This window comes from Halalkalibacter sp. HAAS-P014 (genome assembly GCF_056619965.1).
On record NZ_JBWQTV010000006.1, the window covers coordinates 63,251 to 86,725 of the forward strand.

Annotated in this window: 22 protein-coding genes; 7 read left to right on the top strand and 15 right to left on the bottom strand. The window is 34.7% G+C overall.

Going from position 1 to position 23,475, the window contains the following annotated elements; genetic code table 11:
* Nucleotides 1–127: 127 nt before the first annotated feature.
* The 8 genes from AC1FXZ_RS05105 to AC1FXZ_RS05140 all read right to left on the bottom strand — a co-directional run bounded on the left by AC1FXZ_RS05105 (nt 128) and on the right by AC1FXZ_RS05140 (nt 9,609).
* Nucleotides 128–1,168 (bottom strand): glycosyltransferase family 4 protein, encoded by a 1,041-nt coding sequence (locus tag AC1FXZ_RS05105; RefSeq protein ID WP_480051626.1) that lies wholly within the window; start codon nt 1,166–1,168, stop codon nt 128–130.
* Nucleotides 1,169–1,174: 6 nt separating this feature from the next.
* Complete coding sequence (locus AC1FXZ_RS05110; RefSeq protein WP_480051627.1) at nt 1,175–2,566, bottom strand: sugar phosphate nucleotidyltransferase; 1,392 nt, start codon at nt 2,564–2,566, stop codon at nt 1,175–1,177.
* A 1-nt stretch (nt 2,567) separates the two neighbouring features.
* Nucleotides 2,568–3,551 (bottom strand): glycosyltransferase family 4 protein, encoded by a 984-nt coding sequence (locus AC1FXZ_RS05115; protein ID WP_480051628.1) that lies wholly within the window; start codon nt 3,549–3,551, stop codon nt 2,568–2,570.
* A 200-nt stretch (nt 3,552–3,751) separates the two neighbouring features.
* Nucleotides 3,752–4,549 carry a DUF6492 family protein gene (locus AC1FXZ_RS05120; RefSeq protein WP_480051629.1) on the bottom strand — a complete coding sequence of 266 codons (798 nt, stop codon included), beginning with the start codon at nt 4,547–4,549 and terminating at the stop codon, nt 3,752–3,754.
* A gap of 175 nt (nt 4,550–4,724) precedes the next feature.
* The gene (locus tag AC1FXZ_RS05125; RefSeq protein ID WP_480051630.1) at nt 4,725–5,723 is read right to left on the bottom strand and encodes a phosphotransferase; all 999 of its coding nucleotides are present in this window, start codon (nt 5,721–5,723) and stop codon (nt 4,725–4,727) included.
* A gap of 31 nt (nt 5,724–5,754) precedes the next feature.
* On the bottom strand, nt 5,755–6,747 hold the full coding sequence (locus AC1FXZ_RS05130) for a phosphotransferase (protein ID WP_480051631.1): 993 nt from the start codon (nt 6,745–6,747) through the stop codon (nt 5,755–5,757).
* 343 nt (nt 6,748–7,090) lie between these two features.
* Nucleotides 7,091–8,155: a YheC/YheD family endospore coat-associated protein gene (locus AC1FXZ_RS05135; protein WP_480051632.1), complete on the bottom strand. Its 1,065-nt coding sequence runs from the start codon at nt 8,153–8,155 to the stop codon at nt 7,091–7,093.
* 128 nt (nt 8,156–8,283) lie between these two features.
* Nucleotides 8,284–9,609, bottom strand: coding sequence for a YheC/YheD family endospore coat-associated protein (locus tag AC1FXZ_RS05140; protein WP_480051633.1), 1,326 nt, complete (start codon nt 9,607–9,609; stop codon nt 8,284–8,286).
* 340 nt (nt 9,610–9,949) lie between these two features.
* Here AC1FXZ_RS05140 and AC1FXZ_RS05145 point away from each other — a divergent pair, with 340 nt between their 5' ends.
* Together AC1FXZ_RS05145 and AC1FXZ_RS05150 are read left to right on the top strand one after the other, a co-directional pair.
* Entirely contained in the window at nt 9,950–11,044 is a 1,095-nt protein-coding gene (locus AC1FXZ_RS05145) for an acyltransferase family protein (protein WP_480051634.1), read from the top strand.
* A gap of 54 nt (nt 11,045–11,098) precedes the next feature.
* The gene (locus AC1FXZ_RS05150; RefSeq protein WP_480051635.1) at nt 11,099–12,166 is read left to right on the top strand and encodes a serine hydrolase domain-containing protein; all 1,068 of its coding nucleotides are present in this window, start codon (nt 11,099–11,101) and stop codon (nt 12,164–12,166) included.
* Between the two features lie 54 nt (nt 12,167–12,220).
* Here AC1FXZ_RS05150 and AC1FXZ_RS05155 read toward each other — a convergent pair whose 3' ends face one another.
* On the bottom strand, nt 12,221–13,084 hold the full coding sequence (locus AC1FXZ_RS05155) for a CAP domain-containing protein (protein WP_480051636.1): 864 nt from the start codon (nt 13,082–13,084) through the stop codon (nt 12,221–12,223).
* Between the two features lie 171 nt (nt 13,085–13,255).
* Between AC1FXZ_RS05155 and AC1FXZ_RS05160 the strand changes: the two genes are divergently transcribed.
* Complete coding sequence (locus AC1FXZ_RS05160) at nt 13,256–14,635, top strand: UDP-N-acetylmuramoyl-tripeptide--D-alanyl-D-alanine ligase (protein ID WP_480051637.1); 1,380 nt, start codon at nt 13,256–13,258, stop codon at nt 14,633–14,635.
* Between the two features lie 145 nt (nt 14,636–14,780).
* Nucleotides 14,781–15,854: a YheC/YheD family protein gene (locus tag AC1FXZ_RS05165; protein ID WP_480051638.1), complete on the top strand. Its 1,074-nt coding sequence runs from the start codon at nt 14,781–14,783 to the stop codon at nt 15,852–15,854.
* A gap of 76 nt (nt 15,855–15,930) precedes the next feature.
* On the opposite strand, the gene AC1FXZ_RS05170 is transcribed toward AC1FXZ_RS05165, so the two are convergent.
* The 3 genes from AC1FXZ_RS05170 to AC1FXZ_RS05180 all read right to left on the bottom strand — a co-directional run bounded on the left by AC1FXZ_RS05170 (nt 15,931) and on the right by AC1FXZ_RS05180 (nt 18,796).
* Nucleotides 15,931–16,941, bottom strand: coding sequence for a YheC/YheD family endospore coat-associated protein (locus AC1FXZ_RS05170; protein WP_480051639.1), 1,011 nt, complete (start codon nt 16,939–16,941; stop codon nt 15,931–15,933).
* 41 nt (nt 16,942–16,982) lie between these two features.
* A complete protein-coding gene (locus AC1FXZ_RS05175; protein WP_480051640.1) occupies nt 16,983–18,314 on the bottom strand; it encodes a YheC/YheD family endospore coat-associated protein in 1,332 nt (443 codons plus the stop codon).
* Nucleotides 18,315–18,427: 113 nt separating this feature from the next.
* Complete coding sequence (locus AC1FXZ_RS05180) at nt 18,428–18,796, bottom strand: alpha-helical endospore appendage domain-containing protein (RefSeq protein ID WP_480051641.1); 369 nt, start codon at nt 18,794–18,796, stop codon at nt 18,428–18,430.
* A 166-nt stretch (nt 18,797–18,962) separates the two neighbouring features.
* Here AC1FXZ_RS05180 and AC1FXZ_RS05185 point away from each other — a divergent pair, with 166 nt between their 5' ends.
* Complete coding sequence (locus AC1FXZ_RS05185; protein ID WP_480051642.1) at nt 18,963–20,186, top strand: ATP-grasp domain-containing protein; 1,224 nt, start codon at nt 18,963–18,965, stop codon at nt 20,184–20,186.
* A 253-nt stretch (nt 20,187–20,439) separates the two neighbouring features.
* The gene (locus tag AC1FXZ_RS05190; protein WP_480051643.1) at nt 20,440–20,619 is read left to right on the top strand and encodes a hypothetical protein; all 180 of its coding nucleotides are present in this window, start codon (nt 20,440–20,442) and stop codon (nt 20,617–20,619) included.
* An 88-nt stretch (nt 20,620–20,707) separates the two neighbouring features.
* Here the strand turns inward: AC1FXZ_RS05190 and AC1FXZ_RS05195 are convergent, their stop codons facing one another.
* Nucleotides 20,708–21,115 (bottom strand): VWA-like domain-containing protein, encoded by a 408-nt coding sequence (locus AC1FXZ_RS05195; RefSeq protein ID WP_480051644.1) that lies wholly within the window; start codon nt 21,113–21,115, stop codon nt 20,708–20,710.
* A gap of 181 nt (nt 21,116–21,296) precedes the next feature.
* Between AC1FXZ_RS05195 and AC1FXZ_RS05200 the strand changes: the two genes are divergently transcribed.
* The gene (locus tag AC1FXZ_RS05200) at nt 21,297–21,839 is read left to right on the top strand and encodes a D-glycero-alpha-D-manno-heptose-1,7-bisphosphate 7-phosphatase (RefSeq protein WP_480051645.1); all 543 of its coding nucleotides are present in this window, start codon (nt 21,297–21,299) and stop codon (nt 21,837–21,839) included.
* A gap of 144 nt (nt 21,840–21,983) precedes the next feature.
* Here AC1FXZ_RS05200 and AC1FXZ_RS05205 read toward each other — a convergent pair whose 3' ends face one another.
* Both AC1FXZ_RS05205 and cspD read right to left on the bottom strand, forming a co-directional pair.
* On the bottom strand, nt 21,984–22,424 hold the full coding sequence (locus AC1FXZ_RS05205) for a hypothetical protein (protein ID WP_480051646.1): 441 nt from the start codon (nt 22,422–22,424) through the stop codon (nt 21,984–21,986).
* Between the two features lie 289 nt (nt 22,425–22,713).
* Nucleotides 22,714–22,917, bottom strand: coding sequence for a cold-shock protein CspD (cspD, locus tag AC1FXZ_RS05210; RefSeq protein WP_480051647.1), 204 nt, complete (start codon nt 22,915–22,917; stop codon nt 22,714–22,716).
* Nucleotides 22,918–23,475 lie beyond the last annotated feature (558 nt).

Genomic DNA, 23,475 nt, shown 5'->3' on the forward strand with positions numbered 1-23,475 from the left:
TTGTTTGTTTATCTACCATAAAAAATCTAGCAAACACGTAAAATAGGCTAAAGGATAGTCTTTTCTAGACTTACTTCAGCCTCACTGCATTATTAATTATACTGCAATCTATCAAAGTGATATTTTTTTAGAAATATTCCGTAAGCTTATTCACGCAGTTGGACCAACTAATATGTTGAACGGTTTCAAGTCCTGCTTTTCCTAAACTTTCTACTTTCTTTTTATCCATGTACCACTGATCAATTATTTCAGCAAAGGCTTTTGGATCATTAGGAGGAAGGATTTCACCGTTACTACCAGATTTGACGAATTCTAAGACTTCACCCGAATCACATGCTGTTAATACCGGTTTAGATGAATGAAATGCCTCTAAGGTAACTAAACCAAAGTCCTCATCTATCGGAGCATAATAAACACCCAGTGCATTAGCATATAGGTGAAGTAACTCAGCTGAGGAGACCCACCCAAGTAATTTCACCTTATCTTCAACTTTATATTTTTGAATAAGTTGTACAAGTCTATTATATTGGCTTCCTTGACCAGTAATCATACATCGTACCGGACTTTTCGTATGCGCCATTGCTTTTATTAAAAGATCATTGCGTTTAATTTTAGCTAAACGGCCTGCACTTAAAATATAATCTCCATATTCATTGTGGTAATATTCGCCTTCGTTCGGTAAAGAGTGATACAAAACCTCACTTTGCAAGCCATTATATCGTTCTAAACGCTTTTGGACATTTTTGGACACGGCAAAAATCTTCTTCGATTGAGGTAAATAATTGGAGTCGATGTTTCTTACCAGTTCACGTGCCCTTATTGATGTTTTCGTCTTTTTCATACCATTTGAACGGTTAAATAAGTCGTACGCTACTCGTAACTGATGATTTAAATAGACAATCTTATTAGGATGCTTCACCTGCCAAGTAGGAAACTTAATCGGAATTACTACATCTGCGAAACGAGTAAGATCAAGTTTCCTCCACGGCTCACTATAATTATTTATTACCGTTCTATTAAATCGATTAATCCAAAAGGGAAATTTAATTATTTCAGTTTGGTATCCAATTTCACAAAATTCTTCTTTTAAACGATTTGTAAATAGTTCGCTTCCTCCAGTAACAAAGGGAATGTGGGTGGTACAAATGATCACTTTACCTTTTCCCATGACCAATCACTCTCCCCATTTTTTTATTTCCGAGGGATCAATATTACAATAATCGATTGTCTCTTTCCAATCGTTCGTTACTCTTTGAATATCTTCTTCAACAAGTTCAGTACCAATTTGAACTTCAATAAATTCTAAAGGAGTGATTGCCTTTACAGCATGCTTAGATTTTCTAGGAATTTGAAGCACATCTCCTGTTTTCACAGAATACAAACGATCGTCTAAAATGAATTCTCCCATACCTGAAATGATAATCCACACTTCGGCTCGCTTATCATGAGCTTGATAGCTGATATTTTTATTAGGCTGAATAGATATGCGTTTAGTTAATGACTTCAACTCGCTCTCTGAATGAGAAAGGTCAAGAACTTGATATTCGCCCCACCTTTTTTCTTCATACATTGGTCTTCTACCTTTATTAGGGTTTAATTCTTTAATTTTGGATGAAGTTTCTTTGTTTGCTACAAGTATTCCTTCAGGGCTTGCAGCTACTATAATATCTGGAATATCTATGATATTAATTGGATAAGCTATTTCATTAACTAAATGCGTATTTTCTGAATCTCCTTCAATGGTTCCAGAACCGATTACATGATCAATGTAACTAGTAAACGTTTTCCAACTCCCTAAATCTGTCCATATACCTTGATGAGGAATCACGATTACACGCTTTCTTTTTTCGACCACTTCCTGATCAAAGCTAAGTTCAGTAAACTCCTCATATTTTTTGACAAATTCATCATATTTACTAGGAAGTCCACAATCTTTTAAATAGTTGGTCATAAATGATAATTTAAACGCAAAGACACCACAATTCCATAACGCTTGTTGTTCGATTAATTCCTTTGCTAACTGAAGCTTTGGTTTCTCAACAAAACGATCTACCATTTGATAATGTTTGTTGCTTTTTTCTTGAGGTATAATATAACCATATTGGTCTGAAGGTGAATTAGGTCGCGCACCTATTAAGGCAATATCTGCTTTGGACTGTTTTAATGCTTTTGGGAATTGATGGAATAGACGAAAAAAGTCTTCTTCGACGTAAGGATCTACAGGTAATACACAAACTGTTTCTTTTCCTTTTACTTTTTCTTTTTTGTGTAAATAATTAGCGGCTAACGAAACAGCATGAAAAGTTCCCCTTTTAGCTGGTTCACTAATAATCGTAATATCACTCCCTACTTGGCTTCTAATAAGCTCTTCTTGGTTTTGACTAGTTACGATATACGTGGAATGAAGAAGGCCGACGCTATCCAATTGTCTGCAAACTCTTTGCAGCATTGATTCCCTCCCACCATCTTCTGTTGGTAATAGCTTTAGAAATATTTTCGACCTTATATCATTTGACAATGGCCATAGTCTTTTTCCAGAGCCTCCTGCAAGTAAAACGATTTTCATGTTAGTTTATCACCCTTTCTATCGCTTCTTGTAATTTGTCGCCAACAGAATCCCAAGAAAGTTTGGCTACATCCTCTCTTCCTTGACGTCCTTTCTGGTTGCATAGAATAGGATTTTCATAGGCAAACCTCATCGTTTTTTTCAACTGTGGAAGGTCAGGTTCTGCCCATAGCATTCTCTTATCACTAAATAATTGTTTGAACTTATACGCTATACAAGTTCTCTCATTCATGCTTTTTAAAGGTTGCTGCAATTGATAGTTTAATAAAAAGCAATTATACTGATTTAAAAAATCCATTTGACCTCCCCACCCTGTTGTAATAACAGGAGTTCCACTCCCCATCGCCTCAAGAAACGGCAAACCTACTCCTTCCCCTCTCGTTGGGAGGACAAATACATCAGCTAAGCTATATAATCTTTTTATCCTTTCCTCCGAAACAGGACTTGTATAAAGTATTAGTGGGGCTTTTTTATGATTCAACGCTAAACTTTTTTTAAAATTCTGTATCCTTCGCTTAATCCAACCCTTCTTTTTTTGATATCCATAGCCGTTTGTTTTAATGATTAGAATTACTTGATCATCTGTGGTGAATTCTTCCCAATAGGCCCTTAATAAGGTTTCAGGGTTTTTCCGATGTTGGAAACCAAATACGGAAACAAATACAAACTTATTTTTTGCTTTTTCAACCGAGAGCTGCTTATTTTCAGGAGAAAATTTATCAAGATGAATACCATGTGGTACAATAAATACTGGAATAGTTACGCCACTTTCAATCAATGCTCTCTTATTGTGTGAAGAAGGAACGAATACAGCATCAAATTTATTTAAATTTGGCAACCATGACTTAGGAACTACACTCGCTTCCCAAACTGTATTTAAGATGATATATTGATATTTTTTTCGTTCCTTCTCAAAATTGATCTTAGTTGGTGAATAATGATAGATTAATACTTTTATTTTCTCTGATACGACTGGTTTGCTCACTAGTTGTCTTAATCGATTTTGATCGCTGCTATTTATCTCTTTTATTTCTTTTATCTTTGATTCTGCCTTTACATCAACCCCTTTTCTTTCTAAAGCGAAAAGATACTCCCTACTTGCATAACCTAATCCAGTTAAATTAAAAATTGGTCCTTTCCAAACTACTTGATATGGAGTACTAATTTAAAAGCACCTCCTAAAATCTACTTCAAATACCATTTTCTTTTGTGTAATGAAACAGAATTATATTTTTTCGAGAGCTGGTTTAGTTTTGATCTAGTTATCTTCTTTAAACGCACTCTTTTATTTAGTGCCGGTTGATAGTAAATGGATTCACGTTCTCTAGAGTAAAGAAAATTACCGTAAGTTTCATACTCTGAGAAATAATACCGAATCGATTTATTCTTTTGTTTTAAAATAGCAGTATACCAATTCGTCCCGTGAATTGATTCAATCTTCTTTTTTAACGAATAAAGCTTCTTTTTTTCGAATAACATATAATGCGTTACAAAAGATAAAGGACTTTCTGCTTTCTGACCTAGAAGTTTTTCATACGTCGTAAAATATTGATCATTGCTCCAATCTCTGCAATAAAAGATTGGCTTTTTATTATATAAAAATAGATGAGGACGAAGAAGCAAAGTATCCGCATCCATAATTAAACAATAACCCTCTCGACCTAACCCGTCTGCACTAAGTTTCAATAACTGCTGAAACACCCAACCTGACCCATCCCAGTTCTTAACACGGTAATCAATGTCTTGCTTTGTAATTGGTAACACTGTATTTTCATCAACGAATTTACAGTTTTTCCTTTCACATACTTCTTTTATATCCTTGCTATTGGGAGCGACAATAAAAATATCGCCAATCGGATGAAGAAGGTTTTTTCTAATAAAACTAATTACATATGGAAGGGTTTGAAGATCTTTTTCAATTACCGGAATGAAGACATCTAGTTTTACCAAACTGCACTGCGGGTTTATATTTAAACGTTCCATACTGAACTTCTCCTTGTAGTGCGAATTTCTACTAGTAAATGATGGATTAAGGAAAAATGCTTGTGCGATCGTGCAAATGAGCTCTTTTAATAATTGAACCCAAGCTGTAACTAACTTTGTCGAAAATGCTAAGTGAGCTTTTCCTTGATATATATTATTATGCCTATTTCTAAAGTCAGTCTTTTAACAGTACATGAAAGCTTTTTAGCTTATCCTGATCTATTTTCATGCAACGTTGAAACTCTTCTAAAAATGTATCTTTCTTCTTCCCACTAAAATAATCAATTCCTAAACTAACCGCTTGATATGGAAAGACTTGATCAACTAGAAGAATATCCTTCTCTTTCTCTTTAAGCTTTAGTTTAGTATCATAGGTTTCAACGATATCTTTATAGCGCTCTTCTGACCAATTGTGCAGATCATGATCCGTATAATAAATCATTCTTGAAAGGTCCCAGACTGGCAGTCCTCCTCTGACATAATCAAGATCAATTACTTTTAACTGCCCGTCATTTTGTAGTAAAAGGTTATGGTTTGCATAATCTCCATGTATTAGCAAAGGATCCGTTTGATACTGTTGGACGACCTCATTAAATCCGGCATTATATATATTAGATTTTGTCCATTTAGCTCTCTTTTTTAGAAAGGGATAATGTTCTATAAAGCTTTTAGCAAATGGATCATGTTGATCTTGCTCTGACCATTTCCTTAGTTGCTTTAGCTTACGGTATAAAAAAGAATATCGATCAGGAATCAAGTGAAACGATACCTTATTGGATGTTGACTGAATGAATCCCTTTGACGCACAGTGGTAATCTGCAAGCACCTCTACGATCTTTGTTATTATTTCTCTGTCATCGTAAGTTGGTCTAGCGCCATTAATCCATGGAAACAAGATACATGCTGATCGTTTGTTTATACGAGCAAATAAATTATTTTCTATCGTTGGAATTACTTCTATTACAGGTCCATTATTGTTATATAGATAACTTTGGGCACTTGAAATATTTTCTGTTCTTCTGGAATAGTGGTTATGAAAGAACTTCACCGCATAAGAACCTGTATTAGTCGTAACTTTCCATAATAATCGATTTGATTTATTGCTTATAAGAACAGCTTTAACGAGGTCCAACCCATAATGTTTTTTTAGTATTCTTGCTATGTTTCTTTTCATTGCATACCCTCCTCTCTTACAACGGCATTTCTTATTTATCTAGTGAAACATTAAAGCTTTTTACTCTATCTTCATCAATTTTGATGCACCGCTCAAATTCTTCTAATAAGGTACTCTTCTTCCTTCCTTTATAAAATTCACGACTTAAACTAATCGCATGATATGGAAAGATCTGATCAAATACCAGTATTTCTTTCTCTTTTTCGCTTAGCTGCAACGTATCTTCATACGCTTTAAGCATTTTTGAAAAGCGCTCCTCTGACCAATTTTGCAAATAGTTGTCAGAACAATACATAATTCTTGATAAGTCCCAGATTGGCAAACCTGCCCTTACAGAATCAAGATCGATAACCGTTAACTGATTGTTACCATGTAAAACTAAGTTCTGCATTGCATAATCACCATGAATCAGTACAGGTTCTGACTCGTATTTTCGTCTCACTTCATGGAAGCCTGCCTTCTCAATATTGTCCCTCACCCATTTAGCTCGTTTTACGAGAGTAGGAAAATGTTGTAAAAATACTTTGGCAAAAGGCTCAGTATGTCTTTCTTCCATAAATGATTTTATTGTATTTAATCTCTCAAACCGTATCGAATACCTATTTGGGCTCATTTCGTAATGTACTTTACAAGGTGCTGAGCGAAAAAATTGTTTCGATACTTGATGAAATTGTGCTAATGTATCCACCATTTTCATCAGAACCTCTTCGTCTTCACACCCTGCATAATCACCATCTATCCATTCAGTCAGCGTACAACCTCTCATTTTGTTATAACGTACAAATAATTTTTTATTTACTGTCGGTATTACTTTGGTAACTGGACCTTTATTTGTAAAAAGGAAGTTTTGCACACTGGCCACTCTAGCTGCCTTTTTGGCAAATTTAAAAAACTTTAAGCAAAATGTCCCTTTATCCGTCATGACTTTCCAAACTGACCGATCGGGTTTCTTCACAATGGCTTCTGCGTTAACCAATTGCAGATGATAATTTCTTCTGAGTAATCTTGCTAAAGTTTTGCTCAATACATTTCCTCCTTTAAAACTGCCTAGGCTTCTAACTATTTTTTTTATCAAGTTCTTATCCAGCTTTATTTACAGTAGATGAAAAATATCGGGAGTGTGATTGTACGGTGACGGATATGTTTAGAAAAATAGGTACAAATCTATTCTTTTTATGAGATGGGTCATGTTGCGGTGAGTAAATACAAATAACGATTTTCACTATTTGTTCTGTCGGTAACCCGTAGCAAAAAGTAGATAATATAATCAGTTACCCTTTTTACGACATAGCCTCGCTAATTACGTATAAGGGTGCCCTAACCCCAAAGTCAAAACATCCTTTGTGATCAGAACACCCTTATTACTATTATTGCTCGAATAAATATCTCCCGTAGCCAATCGGATTTGCGTGTGCGGCTTTCCATTCACGAAACATTTTGGCATATTTAAAAGAAAGCCGTAAATCTCTTCCATTACACTCAATAAATTTCGGTTCACCTTGTGGGGTAATCCCAATATCTAATCCTATATCGGCTAAATACGGGATGCTCTTATCAAGTTCATGTGCAATCATGAATGCTAGTGTTTCGATTTTGTTCTTAATGTCATCAATTGCTGGAAACTGTTTTAATAGCGTATCAACAAGTACAATAGATCCTCCACTTCCAGCATTTGTTACAAATAACCCCGCTTTAGCTAATTTCCCGGCCATTCCAGTAATCTGCCATTCTCCTGTTTGATCACGTTGTACAGATACGCGAATATCAAAAGGTCTTCCTTTAAACGTTGCAAGAGGTATACGCTCCTGAACAATGCATGTTTTTTTTGCAAGTGTATCTGCTATCAGACCGGGTATTTGCTCGGAAAATGAAACCTCTTTTAAAGCTCGATTTCTCTTATCTACATAAGCAAGAATATTTTTGTTCTTTTGTTGTTCAACCTTTAAAATACCATTCCCAAGGCTTCCAACACTTGGTTTGATAACGGCCGTCTTGTGTTTTTCTAGCATCTTAAAGATATTCTTTTCCGTCGCTGGCAAGGTTTCCGGGATAAACGGTTTTAGCGCATCACTTTTCACTAACCTTTGATGAATATCTAATTTACTATATCTTGCTTGGTTATAAATAATCTTTCCATCTGCTAGTAGACTTTTCAACTTGGCATCTGCTTTTTTAGGAAAACAAGTTGCACGGTTATGAATGACTTTCGGCGTGGGGATCTCCTTTCTCTTAAAGCTGTTATTGATTTTCACATAGGCTTTAATGTATTTTTGCCCTGGTAAAATATCTCTTAAACGAAAGTAACAGGGCGTGACATTATATATCTCGCCTGCTTCCTCATAATAATGCAGGTTCTCAAATTTTGTCCGCCCTTTTGGGATGCCCCTATATACACTATCTGCAACCAATACACCAATGTAGTTAGTTTCCATATACATTTCTACCTTTCTTAGTGATATTATTTTGTTCGTTTATTGTATGAAGAGGCCTCATCTGACGGACTAGACAGTTATAAGAAATTAAAAAAGAAACTGTTAAGGAAACCCAAACAGTTATTAAACTACCGGTCGGAAAATCCGGCTAATGCTTTTGCATAACTCATAGGTGTTTGTAAAACTTTATTTCGCAACTCTTTATCGTTTAATTTCCGGAAACTCTTTGTTCCATACATCGTATTGGCTTCTAGAAAATAAAAATTCCCATCGCGATCAAGAACAAAATCTAAAGCTATATCACCATAATGCCCAGCGTGCAAATCCAGGGACCTTCCAACTAATTTGCATGTATCATTAATTTTCTTTTCCATTCCTGAAACCATTTCTTCATCAAGTTCATAAATAGCCTTTAAAGCGTCTTTCCCTTTTAATATGCCTTCACTGAACCTTATGTTTGTAGCAATATTCCCAGGCTTTGCTACCCTAGCTATATTGGCTGATACTTTCCATTCTTTACTTTCATCCTTTTGCAAATAAGCACGAAAGTCAACATGCCTACCCTCTTTTGAAAAAGGCACCCCTTGTTGAACGATATATCTTCTCCTTTTCAATATAATTCCTAGATACTGCTCAAGATCATTTTTCGATTCGAAGGTTTGTTTCACTCTATTTGTATCTGTCACTTCATAGCAGCCCTCTTTCTTGCAAACTTGCAAAATCCCATTTCCTTGAGCACCGTACCTTTTCTTTAGATAAAGGTTGTCATACTTATTTAAGAGTGAGGAGACCTGCTCAAACGATTCAAGTTTTTCCGTATAGGGAACTAGTTGTTTCGTTTGGGGGTCTTGGGACATCCAACGGTAAAATTCCCACTTGCCAATTTTGCCTTTATTAAAACATTTGTGGCCAATAATCTGAACAAGTTCGTGATATTTACTCCCCATCGTTAAAAAAGGGCGGTTATAAACTGCATTTGGATATGGAAACGTACCAAGTTTCCATTTATCATCCCTTTTGTTATGTGGATTGTAATAATAAGCTTTTATTCGATTTTTATTTTTGTTGATTTCAGATAGTGGAATAACAATAACTAACCCACCAATGTTCTCATAATCTTTTAAATACGCTCGAAGAGTATTTAAATGTCTAAATGTAATTTTGCTTCTATCACGATATCGAACAATCCCGATAAAGGGACCTATAACTAACTGATTATCTTTTACATACCATTTGAAATCGATATTTTCAGGTAACGTTATTGAATTCATAAAACTCTTTGGAATTTCCATAACATTTTCATCTAAATGATCTGAATAAATAAGTTTTACCTTTTCATTCCACGAACCAAAACTGAATATGATCTCACCTTCTGGGCATTCCGTATTTTCCATTGTTTTTTTATTTACAAAGATATGGTTATCTAATTCAGTCTCAACCCTTCTGAGATACACGCCCTCTCACCTACTTTTCCTGGTAAACTGAACATCAACTAAGCTATGTTTCTTACTTACTATATGGATTATTCAGTCAGATGGTTCAAGCTTATGAGAAGATCAAACGATCAACTAGTCACAGTTTGGTACTTTTCTTGACATCGACTTTACATCTTCTTATCATTGGGGAGAAATACATATAGCAATTTACTCTTATAGAAGAGAATAAATTCGATTAAAAAATAATAATCTCGAATAACTATTCTTTTAATCAATGAAAAGTATAAGCAAAGTGTAGGTCTGTCATCTAAGGGGAAAAATAAACGGAAAGCTGTTGATAAAAATGGAGAAAAAACATGTGCATGAAATATCTTTTTTAAGAAGTATTGCTTGCTTAAGTATAGTGCTTCTTCATTCTATTGCATGGGGTATGGAGTTTATCAGCTTTTTATCTGACCTTCCGAGATACAGTAAGATCTTATTAGATTCAATTAATGTCTTTTTATACTATGGTACGCCTACGTTTATTTTTATTACTGCTTTTATTTTAGGCTATAGTTATAAAGAGAAGGCCAACATTCCCAAAGACTTTCTCTATAAAAGGTTAAAGTTTATTTTGATTCCTTATTTCTTTATGGCAATCCTGTATGCTCTCCCATATAGCTTATTGTCTGTCGAAGAATTTGCTGTCAAAGTACTGTTAAATATCTTCATTGGTGATTTTCATGCCTACTTTGTTTTAATTATTTTCCAATTTTATATATTATTTGTTCTATGTAAAAATTGGCTGGACCGGGCTGCCCCTAGTAAAGTCATTTTTTATTCGTTACTCCTAAATGCAGCCTATTTAGTGATTTTTAATTTCACGACCCCTATTGATGGTGTAATCAGTGAATATGTTTGGGAACGGTTTTATTGGATTCCCTTTCCTGGCTGGATTTTTTATTTTGCTTTAGCCTATTATACCGGCCGTAATTATCAATCTTTTACAAATTTGATTACAAAGTACAAAAAAATAGTCATTTTGGCACCTTTTCTTACAGGCATTCTGCTCTTGTACTTTTATCATAGCGGACTGCTTACAATCCATAGTTCAAAAAGGATTGATATTTTATTTCATACAATGAGTGTTATTGCATTTGTGCTTTACTTTGGTCAGAAAATGAAAACCATTCCATTGTTTTTGTTAGTCATTAATAAATACTCGTACGGAATTTATTTGCTTCATACTTGTTACCTTTCCGTTTTAATTGTGTTGTTTGCTTTGTTTTCATTCGACCTTGGAGTGGTCACAATTTTGGTACTGTTTGCTGGAAGTACCTTAGCTTCCATTTTAACCATTTATTATCTAAATCATTTTACATTCGGGAAATACATCGTTGGAAAAGTAGACATACAAAATAATTCTTTATTTACTATCAAATCTAAATCAATGTATGCAGACTCTAAATAACGTTTGATATTTTCTGCAAATAATCTAAAAACATTACAAATAGGGTGAATCGCAATGAATAAAAAGAAAAAGAGAAAGCTGTTTATGTTAGCTGGTATCGTTAATATATTAGCCCTCTTTCTAATAAGCTGTAAAAATTCTGCTCCCCAGACTGAATCAACGTGGGCAAGACACGAAAATATTGAAGAAGCTGGCTGGTCGCCCAAAAAGTTAAACGAAGCAAAAAGATTTTACGATTCATTAGGGTCAACTGCTGCTATGGTAGTGTACGATGGAAAAGTCTTATTTGAATGGGGAGATACAGCAAAAAAAAGTAATGTTCATTCAGTAAGAAAGAGTTTCTTAAGTGCTCTATATGGAATTCACGAAGAAGAAAGTGGTATACAACTAGATAAGACATTAGAGGAGTTAGAAGTATCAGATAACCTTCCCCTTTCTGTGTTAGAAAAAGAAGCAAGAGTTGAAGACCTACTCACATCACGTTCAGGTATTTTCCTAAGAGCAGGGGAAGAATCTATATTGATGAAATGGAACCGGCCTGAACGTGACAGCCATATCCCCGGTACATACTTCCATTACAATAACTGGGATTTCAATGTGTTAGGGACGGTTTTTAACGACAGGACTGGCTCTGATATCTTTTTAGAGTTTTATGAGAGAATCGCTGTCCCTATTGGAATGGAAGATTATGTCCTTGAAGATTCGTACTATAAGTATGAGTTAAACCGAACCATGCATCCATCGTATTTGTTTCGAATGTCCGCCAGAGATATGGCAAGATTCGGTCAATTATATTTACAAAATGGACAATGGGCCGGCCAGCAAATCGTTCCAATGGATTGGATAAATAGGAGTACTTCTGTACATACTCCTGTTCCCAACTCTAAAGAATATGGGTATGGTTATATGTGGTGGGTTGCCGATACTGGTCACTTTGAAGAGCTGGGCTTATATTCTGCCATAGGCAGGTACGGACAATCCATTGATATCGTGCCAGAAGAAAACTTGGTATTTGTTCATCGTGTTGATTCAGACCGATTTATTAATCGAACACTTCACCATGTTAATGATAGCAACCGATTGCATTTATTAAACATGATACTAGATGCAAAGAATCCTTGAACAAGAACGAAAGAGCAACTTACTCATGTATAGTTGCTCTTTTGTTTTAAAAATTTATTTACTTATAAACATTTGTGTCCAATAGTGGCCTTTTTCGTTATACCCAACACCAATATGAGTATAATCACCATTTAGTATATTGGCTCGATGCCCTTCACTGTTCATCCATTGTTGAACAACCTCTTCTGCCGTCCGTTGGCCTTGAGCAATATTTTCAGCCGCAGAGTTATACGATATATCGAAGTCCCTAATCATATCAAATGGTGAACCATAGGTCGGACTCGTATGTGAAAAATAATTATTTTGTTGCATATCTTTGGATTTTTCTCTTGCAACGTTACTCAATGAAGCATCTGATTGTAAATCAGATAATCCATTATTTCTTCTTTCTGCATTTGTTAATTCAATCACTTTGGCCTCTAATTCACTAATTCCTTCCGCGTCCCCTTGTTCTGTTTCTTGTTGGGGTGCTTCGTCCTCTTCTGGTGCTGGCGCTGGTTGTTCTGCTGGCTGCTCTTGCTGAGGAGATTCTCTTTGTTCTGGAGCCTCTACTTTTAACCTCTCAGTAATTTCCTCAGGTGTTAACCTTGTTGTTCCTTCAGGTAACAATCTTGAAATATCTTCTGGCGTTAACTGATTTACATTTTCAGGTAAATGTTCAGATACATTCCCTGGCAGGATACGAGCAATTTCTTCTCTCGACAATTGAACTGATGTTTGAACATCATAATCATACTTCGCGTGTTCTATCAATTTAGCTTTAGTATGAGGAAATTCCTCACTTGATGCTGTTGTAAAATCACTTGAAATCTGACCTGGAACTTCTGTTTGTTCCATCGCGTTATTCTCACCATTACATGCTACCAACCAACTAAAAACAAATAACAAGATGACCCCAATCAAATAATTCTTTTTCATTTTTTATCTCCTTTTTCAGATTTTTCGTTTTTATCTTTTCCAAAACTCAATAATTTATCAAAATATTTATCAAAATATTACAACCTAAAATGATTTTGGCCCCTTATAACGGCACCCAGTGGTTGTTACTACATATAGTAAAAAGAAAAGAAGTATGAAAGGAGTTTCCAGTTGAAACCTCTATATTTACAAGATATCCTCCCCATTCTCCAAGGTAAGGTCATAAAAGGAGATGAAAATCCGTTCATCAATAGAGTCATTACTCGTACAAAAAAGGTTGAGAAAAATGGAATATTATTTTTTTTAAAAAAAAGTGAAATTTCTGAGGTGTTAAAAAACAGCTCATTTCCTCCTTGCACAATTGTGATAGATCGAGTTGAATATGCCGAGTATTTTAATGGTGGAATCACGATCGTTATGGTGAAGCAGATTAAACAAGCCTTTGAACGGTTTCTTTCCTATTATAGAAACCTATTTTCCATCCCAGTAATTGCGATTACGGGATCTTCAGGTAAAACAACTACAAAAGAAATGATTACTCATATCTTTTCAGAAAACCATAACGTAAAATCAACAAAAAAAAATTTTAATTTATTTCGCTCAAATGCAGCCGTTCTTTCCAGCTTTGACGAACAAACAGATTTTGGTATATTTGAATTTGGAGTCGGACACAGAGGGCATTTAAGACGCTGTGGAGAACATTTCGGTCCATTTACTGCTGTCATCACCACAATTGGTACAGATCATATTGTTAGGTATAAATCAAAGGAAGATTATATTAGAGAAAAGACGAAAATTCTCCAAGGGATCGGAAAAAAAAATGCCGTAATTTTAAATGCAGACTGTAAAAATACAAAGAAAATTGATCTATCCCATATTAAAAATAAGGTTTTGTTTTTTGGCCATAAAAATAAAGCTGATTATCAAGCTACAGATATTCAATATGCTAAAAACGGTATGAAATTCGTCTTACATTACCAGGATTCTAACTATCATGTGTATGTACCCGGTTTTGGTATACACAATGTGTATAATGCGCTTGCTGCATTAGCAGTGGTTACCTTCCATGGGATAGAACCGGCACAGGCGATTAAGCGATTAAAGTCATTTGTTCCTATGAAACGGCATCTTGAATTTTCAACAGGAATGCGTAGTGCTACCATTATCGATGATACATGGAATACGAACTCTTCCTCTGTTGAAGCTGCATTAAAAGTATTAACTAAGAAAGCTGACGGTAAAAAAACAGTTGCCATACTAGGACAAATAACTGAGCTGGGAATTGAAGAAAAAAATGAACACAAAAAAATCGGACAAATGGTTGTAGACAACCAAGTAGACTATTTACTAACAATTGGCCAAACGGCCTCCATTATTGCTCAAAAAGCCAAAAAAGCAGGCATGAAACAAGAAAATGTCTTTGAATGTTATAACGAAGCCGATGTCTTAACTGCCATCACAGATTTAATTGATGAAAATTTTATCGTTTTAGTAAAAACCTCGATGAGGGAGTCGTTCAAGCCATTAATAAAGAAATTAAAAACAACGTGAACGCTTTGTTAGCTCCCTATTTTAATAGATAGGGTGCTTTTCAATTCTTTCTAATGACTTAGAAAATAATATCCGCTATGCCTACACAGCAAATACTTTCTTCAAATAGTTATAGATAGGAAACTTAAATTTGGGAGTTGAGAAAATGGAGAAAGAATATGTTGGAGTTATTTTACCCGATGGTATTTATAATGTTTTAGCAAAAGGAAACAAACAAATTAATGTTTCCGCTTATCAAGAAGCAGGCGAAAAATACAATGTTATTCCGGTTTTTATACGTGTAAGGAATATTAAACCCGGACAACACCACATCGAAGGCTTTATAAAAAATGGCAGTAGCTATGAATTAAAAACGATTTCCATCCCAAAAGTAATCTATAGTAGAAGTTTTTTGACTAAAAAACAAGTAGCATTTTTACATCAAAATAATATTGACGTCTTTAATACAAAAGGAATTAGTCAAAATAAATATAAGATGCATAAAATCATAAGTGAGAATTCAAATCTAGCCCCACATCTTCCCTCTACACTGTTAGGGTCTGTACAAAATTTACGGACAATGATGGCAAAGCACTCAAAATTAATCCTAAAGCCAGCCTCCGGAAGTTTAGGGGGAGGAATTATGAAATTAATGAAACTAGAAGGCAAAGAAGGCTGGAAACTAGACTTCCCTGTAGCAAGAAGAAAGTGGAATAACATTACGTTTACAGATCACCTCCCTGATATCTTACATCATGCTCTTACAAAAAAACAGTATATTATCCAAGAACAAATTGCTCTTGCAACCTACCAAGAACGTCCTTTTGATTTACGGGTAGTTGTACAGAAAAACGAAACAGCAAATTGGGTTGTTGCCGGCATTCTCTGTAAAGTAGCACCTAATAAAGACAGGTTCGTGACGAATATAAGTCAAGGTGGGAGTTCTTTAAGCTTTGACCGTGTATTTAAATCACATCCATATTTAGATGATAAACAGGTATTTGACAATGTTTCATCGTTATCGTTATCAATCGCAAGACATTTGGAAAAATACACACACCACATTGCCGATATAGCTCTTGATTTAGCTGTTAACAAAGAGGGAAAGCCCTTATTTATCGAAAGTAATTTTCGCGGCCGATATGGGAATGTTCGCTATAAAGGAAAACGATATTTAGAGTGGAAAGCAAAACACTCCAACCCTATCGGTTATGCAAAATATTTACTAGATAAAAAGTAAATGGAAGAAAATTGTTAATAAAAACATAAAAAATCGCATTTAGTATAAGTTCTAAATGCGATTTTTTTCAAGTCTTTTAATGATTTTTCGCAATATAAACTGCATAGGGAATAAGATACTTCGCGAAATCCAGTTCACGAGTTTTACTGCCTGGGCGCCAGTTCACTTCATAAATCCAAAGCTTTTGTTCATTATCTAGAGCAACATCAATCCCTAGTTCATCAAAGTTTACTTTGTACAAGCTTTCAAAATGCTGTGAGAACATCAATGCAAATCGGTACAAAAGTTGTTGTATATCAAAATAACTTTCCTGAAATTCATCTTTCAAAAAAGATTCTAATTCTCCCCGGAATCCACCGCTGCTAATATTATTTATCTGCTTATTACCACCAGCCAGTCGTGGGTAAATTTTATTAATCACCCATTCACCCAAACCATTCTTTTGTACATGCATCCTAAAATCATATAGTAATCCAGATTTCGTTTTACACAAAATAAATTTTTGAATGATATATATATTCGCTTTTATATGTTCGTCATAAAATTGCCTTAACTCTGCTTCATTTACTTTTTTTTCAATCTGTCCGTCATGCAAAACGTAGTTGTCTTTAGTTCGTTCTAAGAAGTAAACACCTCGTCCTTTGCTTCCCGTAGAGGGCTTAATAACAACTTTTTTATGTGTATTCATAAACGCAATAATGGAAGAATAACTCTCAATTTTTTTAAATGGAATAAGGAACTCAGCAAATTCTTTACCCTTTTGGATTTTTTGATAGACATTTATTTTTGTACCTACTGAAAAACTTGTAAATGGGATCATTGATTTTAACGTTCGATAAACCTCTTTTTGAGCCTGCTTCTTTGCGCCTCCTGCATTATAAATAACATCGGGAAAAGGCATCTTCCTTTGCACCCATTCTCCTGACTCATAAAGCCATCCCATAATGCTTTTATCATCAATATCGACTGCACCAGGTGAAAAATAAAAAAATTCCTCCCCTTCTAATTTAGCTACAGCAGCACATGCATAAGCTTTTTTGACGTCTTTTGGGTGATATCGGTAATGCATCATGCCGATTAATGTCATATTTCTCACCTTCTAACTATTGTAATAGTCAAAATTCCTATTTACTCGCTAAAACCAGCAAGTTTTTTTGCGTATAACATATTTGCCAGCCTAATTTGATTTACTATTTTTTTGTTTCCTCCAAAGCTTGCAACGAAATCATTTGGATTACGATGATTGATTTCAATAAGCCAAATCTTTTGATTTTCATCTAGTCCGATATCAATGCCCAGTTTTCCGAAGTGCATGCCACATTCTTCTATTGCTTTTGCAGTCTCAATGGCTAGATCAGACATTTTCTGAAGAAACAATCTGACTGTTTTTGCATCATTAAATAATTCCAATAATGTTTGTTCAGCCATTTGTACTTGCCCACCACGATGTCGGTTACTAACAATATTTCCGATTTGACCACTCCTGCTAACAGTACCAAAATTTTTCCATTCGCTCGTTTCGTCTTTTATTAAAATAACCCGAAAATCCATAACTGTCTGTGGTTTTAATTGTAAATTGAGGGGTTGTTGAACAATATACCTGCTAGGAGAAAAGTTCTTCTTTAGAAAGTCTCTTACTTCTTGTTGACTTTGAAAATGGTATACTTCTTTTTCACCTTTGATAATAGAGGTTACTATAGTTTCCTGTTCTTTTTTTTCAAACTTGGCAACACGTTTTCCTTGCATTCCTTTAACTGGTTTGACGTATATTGCACAGTATTTATCGATAAACCTTTCAACGTCTTTAGCAGTTTCAAATAATTTCGTTTCTGGAAGGTACGGCTTTATTCGGGGAAAATCTTTTAACCAGTCATACATTTGCCATTTATCGAAGCGCTGGGCATTAAAGACCTTATCTCCAATCAGAGAATTCAAATAAATTAAACAGTCATGGGGCATTAATGAATTTCTAAATACAGCTGAAGGAATTGGATAAGTTCCTTTTATCCATTCGTTTTTACGGTGATGGTAAGCATAGCCTTCAACCGTTCTCTGATCTTTGTTAATTCCTTCGCTTGAAAAGGCAATAATGACGCCTCGTATTTTCTTATAGTTTCGTACATACCTTCCTAACTTTACTATTTTTTCATCTAAATCTTTTTTTTCCTTGGTTGCTGCAATTCCAATTACAGGCCCAATTATTAATTCACTTTCTTTAACAGTTAGGTCATAAAGAGGAAAAAGGGGCAAACATAATAGCTCAATTACTTTGTTTGTTAGATGCAATTCATTTTTTTTGATATCATTTGAATACAAGATATCGACATCACATACCTCTGTTCCGAAACGCAAATTAATCTTTTTAAGATTCCTTACACCTAGATGCTCTAGTTGCCCTGGATGAACCATTAATATTCTCCCTGGTGATTCTATTCGTCTCACTTTACACTTCTTTACCATTATGTGAATCCTCCCTTTATTTCTCTTTATATTATGTAAATAAAGGATAAATGGTAAGGTTAATTCCCAGAAAAAAAAGGCCTTTTCCCACAACAAAAGACCTTTTATTGCTATCAACATTTATCATCGTCATCAAAGCTATGAACATCGTATAAATCAACGATATCTTCTAGTTTAAATTGAAGTAACATTTCTTTTTTGATGACACCCCGTAATGTTTCTTGGACGCTTTTATTAGCAACCATTAATTCATGAAAACTACAATCATTACAGTGATGCTTATGCTTTTTCTTTTTTTTGTGTTTTTTCTTCTGGCCTTTTTTAAAATCTTTTACGACAGCTTGTAGCTTTTCCCCTTCAGCATTCATAATATGTGAAAGTGCTATCTCTTCCATGGCAATCGAAACCAGTAGTAAATTAAGTGCTTTTTTCTTAGAAATTTTTATTTTCGGATCAAAATCCGGTACATCAGGCAATGACAACGCTTTTCGCCTCCCCTTCCCGTAAGCTACTGTATTCTATTCCTATAAGCCCTTTCTGTTACGGCGTATGTCCTGGGCATTTAACTAAAGCAAATTTCGTAGTGCAAACATACCATAATAAGGAATTCGAAAGAGAATATACAGCACATGTTGAGGTGGCATACAAGTGCATACAATCGTATTTATCGAGAGTAACAAATCCGGTTCAAGCAGAGATGCGATAAAAGCAGCTGAGGAAATGGGTTTTTTTACTGTGCTTTATACAAATAGACTTAAGCCATTACAACAACGTGAAGAGTATACAGATGTACATGAAATGTATTATCAAGACTTAACAGATCTAAACGGGCTCAGGGCTTCAATAAAAAAGCTGCAAACGAAAGGAAAACAAATTAAAGCGATTGTTAGCTTAGTTGATTCCTATGTATACACTGCGACGTTGCTTGCAGAGGAATTTTGCAATAGTAAAATACCTTCTAAAGCTGTTTCTAAAATGGAGGATAAAGCTCAAACAAGAATCGAGTTAAAGAACATTAAATGTAATCCATATTTCGCCATCTACGATCACACAAAATCAATCAAAGCATTTACAAAATCTCAAAAGAATCATCTACCTTTAATTGTAAAATCTCCACTCTCTACTGGGTCAAAAGATGTATTCTTAGTAACAACAAAGAAACAACTAAAAAAACAATTACATGTTTTAAAGGAGGAGTTCCCGAACTGTCCTATTTTAGTCGAAGAATTTATTAAAGGGGAGCAATATTTAATTGAATCAATTGTGTATGATAATACCGTTAAAATTGTGGCAATTATCCAACAGGAAATTACGAGGTGGCAGCGTTTTATTGTAACTGGTTATTCCGTATTAGCAGATGTCCCCCCCACACTTTACCAAGAGCTTAAACATTGTCTTGAAGATATTACATCCCAATTAGGCTTTTCTCATGGCTGCTTACATGTCGAATTGAAACATACTAGTAAGGGCGATTGGAAGCTTATAGAAGTTAATCCACGAATGTCAGGTGGCGCAATGAACAGGATGATTAAAGCTGCATATGGGATCGATTATGCTAAAGAATCACTAAAGCTTTTCCTAAGAGAGAGACCTGTTTTAGATAGAAAAAGAAATTTACATGTTTTCACTCAATACATTACTATCTCTACAAGTGGCATGCTATTAAAGGTAACTGGAAAAAAACGGGCCCTACAATGCCCGGGTGTTGTGGAAGTATATGTAAAGCCTCGTAAAGGAGCCATGCTTTCTCCCCCTCTATCTATGGGGAATCGATACGCTTATGTGATCGCTGCGGCCGATTCTCAGGAAAAGGCAAAAGAATATGCAAAAGAAAGTGCACAGCTCATTCAATTTCATTTAACTAAATATTAATGATCCTAAAATTCGTTAAAAGTGTCTTTACGTTGGACCGCCAAGGTGAAAAACGACTTATACTTCTTTATTCATTTCATATACCTTTTTATTCCCGTTGCATGGGGTGCGAATATTATATTGCAATGTAAACTACTTTATACTTTTAAAAATGTGGCAGCAATATCCTAGAATAAGCAAAGAAAAATAACAGAAGATAACTAATGTTTGATAAAAACATTCAAACAGTCAGTCCAAAAAGGGGGAAGGCAACATGCAAATGTTCGGTGGTCGTAAACGCAAAAAGAATAACAATGGGTTAATGATGTCTGTAATTGGCTTAGGTGTTGGAGCTGCCGCTTACTCAATGATGAGAAACCGTAATAATGGTGGTGGCATGAACATGATGGAGCCAATCAAAGACATGTTAAACCAGAACCAAAACCAACAATAATTGTTCAGTGAGGGTAAGTCAAAAGGCTTATCCTCTTCTTTTTTTTCAAAAAAGATCAGTTCGTTTTGAACTGATCTAACTTATTGTTTTAAGCTATTTTCAAGGTTTTTCCAAAAGGTACTTTTGGAACGAAGTCATTTGGTACTAACCACATGACTTCATAATCAACTGTTAACTCTTCGTAAAAGTAACCTGTTACATCTGTAATATAAAACAAAACATCAATAGCTTCTTTTTCTCCCCATTCTAATACTTCTGTGTAGGATGATTTTCCGTGCTTAAAAAAAGTGATGTTTGCTTCTTTTATTGAGGAAACACCCCTAATCTTAAAGTCAGATTGAACTAATTGCGTTTCTGGATTCACCTGTGCAAAAAGAGCAATAATGTTATTTATTAGTTCTGTATTAACTTCATCTGTTGAGGTATCAACAGCTAGAGCAATTTTCTTTCCTTCTTGGCGTTGAATCGTAGTTAAAAGTGCTTTTTGCCATTTCAATTTAGCTTCACTCCCTCATTAACTTTTACCTGCCAAGATTATTTTGATTTTGAAGGACTAAATATATTCTTTGTCAAAGTGTATATTAATCAAAGTTTTCTTTATCCTTTTATTTGAGTAAAGCCACGTATAGTTAAAGGGTAAATTGAAAAACTACTTCTACATAATACAGGAGGTCAATATGGAGAAAGCTGTCTTTTTAGATCGTGATGGAGTTATAAATGAAGTGCTCACAAAACGAGTGAAATTTGTAAATAATCCACAACAATTTCATTTATTAGATGGGGTTGGAGAGGCAATTCACTTACTTAATAAAGCAAACATACCAACATTTGTCGTAACCAATCAAGGTGGTGTTGGACTAGGCTTCCTGAAGGAAACCTCCTTGCAAAAAATTCATAACAAAATGCGAGAAGAATTAGCAAAACACGATGCCAAAGTTGATGATGTGGTTTATTGTCCACATAAGCCACATGCCGGTTGTCTTTGCCGAAAACCAGAGGCAGAAATGTTAACTGGTTTGGCCTCTCGATATAAAATCGATTTAAAGTCAAGCATAATGGTCGGAGATCGCGAGCCGGATATTGGAGCAGGAAAAAAAGCAGGCTGTAAAACAGTATTTATCGGAAATGAAGATAATAATACCACCGGAGCTGATGCTGTATTTCCAGATTTAATCAGCTCAATCCCTTGGATAAAAAAAGAATTAGGCGTTAAGGATTAGACTTATGCTACACCTTAAGACTAAAAGAAAAACTTCCTGAAATGCACTCCAAATGGTTCAGTTCAAAAAAGAGTTGAAGACGAAAGTAGCCATTCAGCTTCAACTCTTAATTGAACTAATACCTAAATTCCTCATAGATATCAATTATAGTGATAATTTATTCAATTCATGAGTTAATTCAGCTAATTTATCTTTGATATTTTGAGAAGAGGCCTCATCACCTATTTTTTTTAATTGTGATAATTCAACTAAATAATGATCAATTTCACTGTAAACAACCTCTTTGTCTCTTTGTATAGCTTCCTTGTTTTTGGCAGCTACTTTAATCGTAAAATCTATATCGTTGTCTAACACTTTAAGAATCGTAGGACATTTCAATTTTGCTTCAACTAACTCTAAAAATCCTTTATGACGTTTGAATATCAATTTATTATTTACTTCACTATTGTATATATTTAGAATCATCTTTCCCTTATTAAACCCCCAAAATATTCGGTATTTATCTTGAAGCACACCAGTAATCATTTTATCTAATTGACTTTTAGGAACATAGATAGATAGATCATCATAATGAGTTGCTTTCATCTGTTAAACACCCCTTACATGATATTAGTAAACAGAAGCATTAGTAATGTGTATACAAAAACAACTTTTTATAGACATTATCAAAACACAAACTCGAATGTAAGCCCTTACATTATCATTATATTCATGATTTGAATTTCATGCCACATATCTAGACATCTAACTCAATTCCCACGTTAGACTTAATTCCTTTAACACTAATTATAAAAGTTCCTATTGTGATCCATTCTCTTTTATAAACCAAAAAAACAATGCCTCCATTAAGAGACATTGTTTTTAAATAAGCAATTTATAGTTTTACAACGTTAGATGCTTGTGGTCCACGGTCGCCTTCAACGATTTCAAATTCAACAGATTGACCTTCGTCAAGAGATTTGAAACCTTCACCAGTGATAGCACTGAAGTGTACGAATACGTCATTGCCGCCTTCTACTTCAATGAAACCGAATCCTTTTTCTGCGTTAAACCATTTTACTGTTCCTGTTTGTGCCATGCTTTAAAACCCCAATCTAAAAATTATTCTTAATATGCAATCGTATTTACAATCCGAGGTAAATAAAAATTCACATATTATAAGGAACATCAACCACGTTTCGAGTGAATATCCCTTATAACATGTGAATACTAAACTCTCCTAAGTGTTGCCTATTGATGCATGTTTTTCTAAATGGAATCATATAAGAATCCTATAATCAATCTCCAAACGATGAAAGCCCTTCCTCTCGTTCATCCTTGCGACTCTTTAGTCGCGCCAGCTGAATGAAAAGCACTATCATAAGTGAAGTTTTCGACCTTGTTTTAACTATAACCTATACAATGATGAATTGCAAGTGCGTTCCAATTCTTTCTTGTTTTTTGTCTTTTCCATTATCTATTAAAGCCAACTGTTTCATAACAGTATATTTCACTTAGACAAGACCCCGGTCAAAACACTTTTTCTTTTTATGTGTGTTTTATACCCGGAGTCATGTTCAAGCCATCCTGTGATGATACCTGCTTTAATTACGGCTATAATAATCATTAATTGATTCAAGAATGGACTGATCCTCCT

Excerpts from the sequence above, each read along its gene's own strand:
- AC1FXZ_RS05105 (WP_480051626.1), bottom strand. The coding sequence starts at position 1,168 with ATGGGAAAAGGTAAAGTGATCATTTGTACCACCCACATTCCCTTTGTT.
- AC1FXZ_RS05110 (WP_480051627.1), bottom strand. The coding sequence starts at position 2,566 with ATGAAAATCGTTTTACTTGCAGGAGGCTCTGGAAAAAGACTATGGCCA.
- AC1FXZ_RS05120 (WP_480051629.1), bottom strand. The coding sequence starts at position 4,549 with ATGGAACGTTTAAATATAAACCCGCAGTGCAGTTTGGTAAAACTAGAT.
- AC1FXZ_RS05125 (WP_480051630.1), bottom strand. The coding sequence starts at position 5,723 with ATGAAAAGAAACATAGCAAGAATACTAAAAAAACATTATGGGTTGGAC.
- AC1FXZ_RS05135 (WP_480051632.1), bottom strand. The coding sequence starts at position 8,155 with ATGGAAACTAACTACATTGGTGTATTGGTTGCAGATAGTGTATATAGG.
- AC1FXZ_RS05150 (WP_480051635.1), top strand. The coding sequence starts at position 11,099 with ATGAATAAAAAGAAAAAGAGAAAGCTGTTTATGTTAGCTGGTATCGTT.
- AC1FXZ_RS05155 (WP_480051636.1), bottom strand. The coding sequence starts at position 13,084 with ATGAAAAAGAATTATTTGATTGGGGTCATCTTGTTATTTGTTTTTAGT.
- AC1FXZ_RS05165 (WP_480051638.1), top strand. The coding sequence starts at position 14,781 with ATGGAGAAAGAATATGTTGGAGTTATTTTACCCGATGGTATTTATAAT.
- AC1FXZ_RS05170 (WP_480051639.1), bottom strand. The coding sequence starts at position 16,941 with ATGACATTAATCGGCATGATGCATTACCGATATCACCCAAAAGACGTC.
- AC1FXZ_RS05175 (WP_480051640.1), bottom strand. The coding sequence starts at position 18,314 with ATGGTAAAGAAGTGTAAAGTGAGACGAATAGAATCACCAGGGAGAATA.
- AC1FXZ_RS05190 (WP_480051643.1), top strand. The coding sequence starts at position 20,440 with ATGCAAATGTTCGGTGGTCGTAAACGCAAAAAGAATAACAATGGGTTA.
- AC1FXZ_RS05200 (WP_480051645.1), top strand. The coding sequence starts at position 21,297 with ATGGAGAAAGCTGTCTTTTTAGATCGTGATGGAGTTATAAATGAAGTG.
- AC1FXZ_RS05205 (WP_480051646.1), bottom strand. The coding sequence starts at position 22,424 with ATGAAAGCAACTCATTATGATGATCTATCTATCTATGTTCCTAAAAGT.
- cspD (WP_480051647.1), bottom strand. The coding sequence starts at position 22,917 with ATGGCACAAACAGGAACAGTAAAATGGTTTAACGCAGAAAAAGGATTC.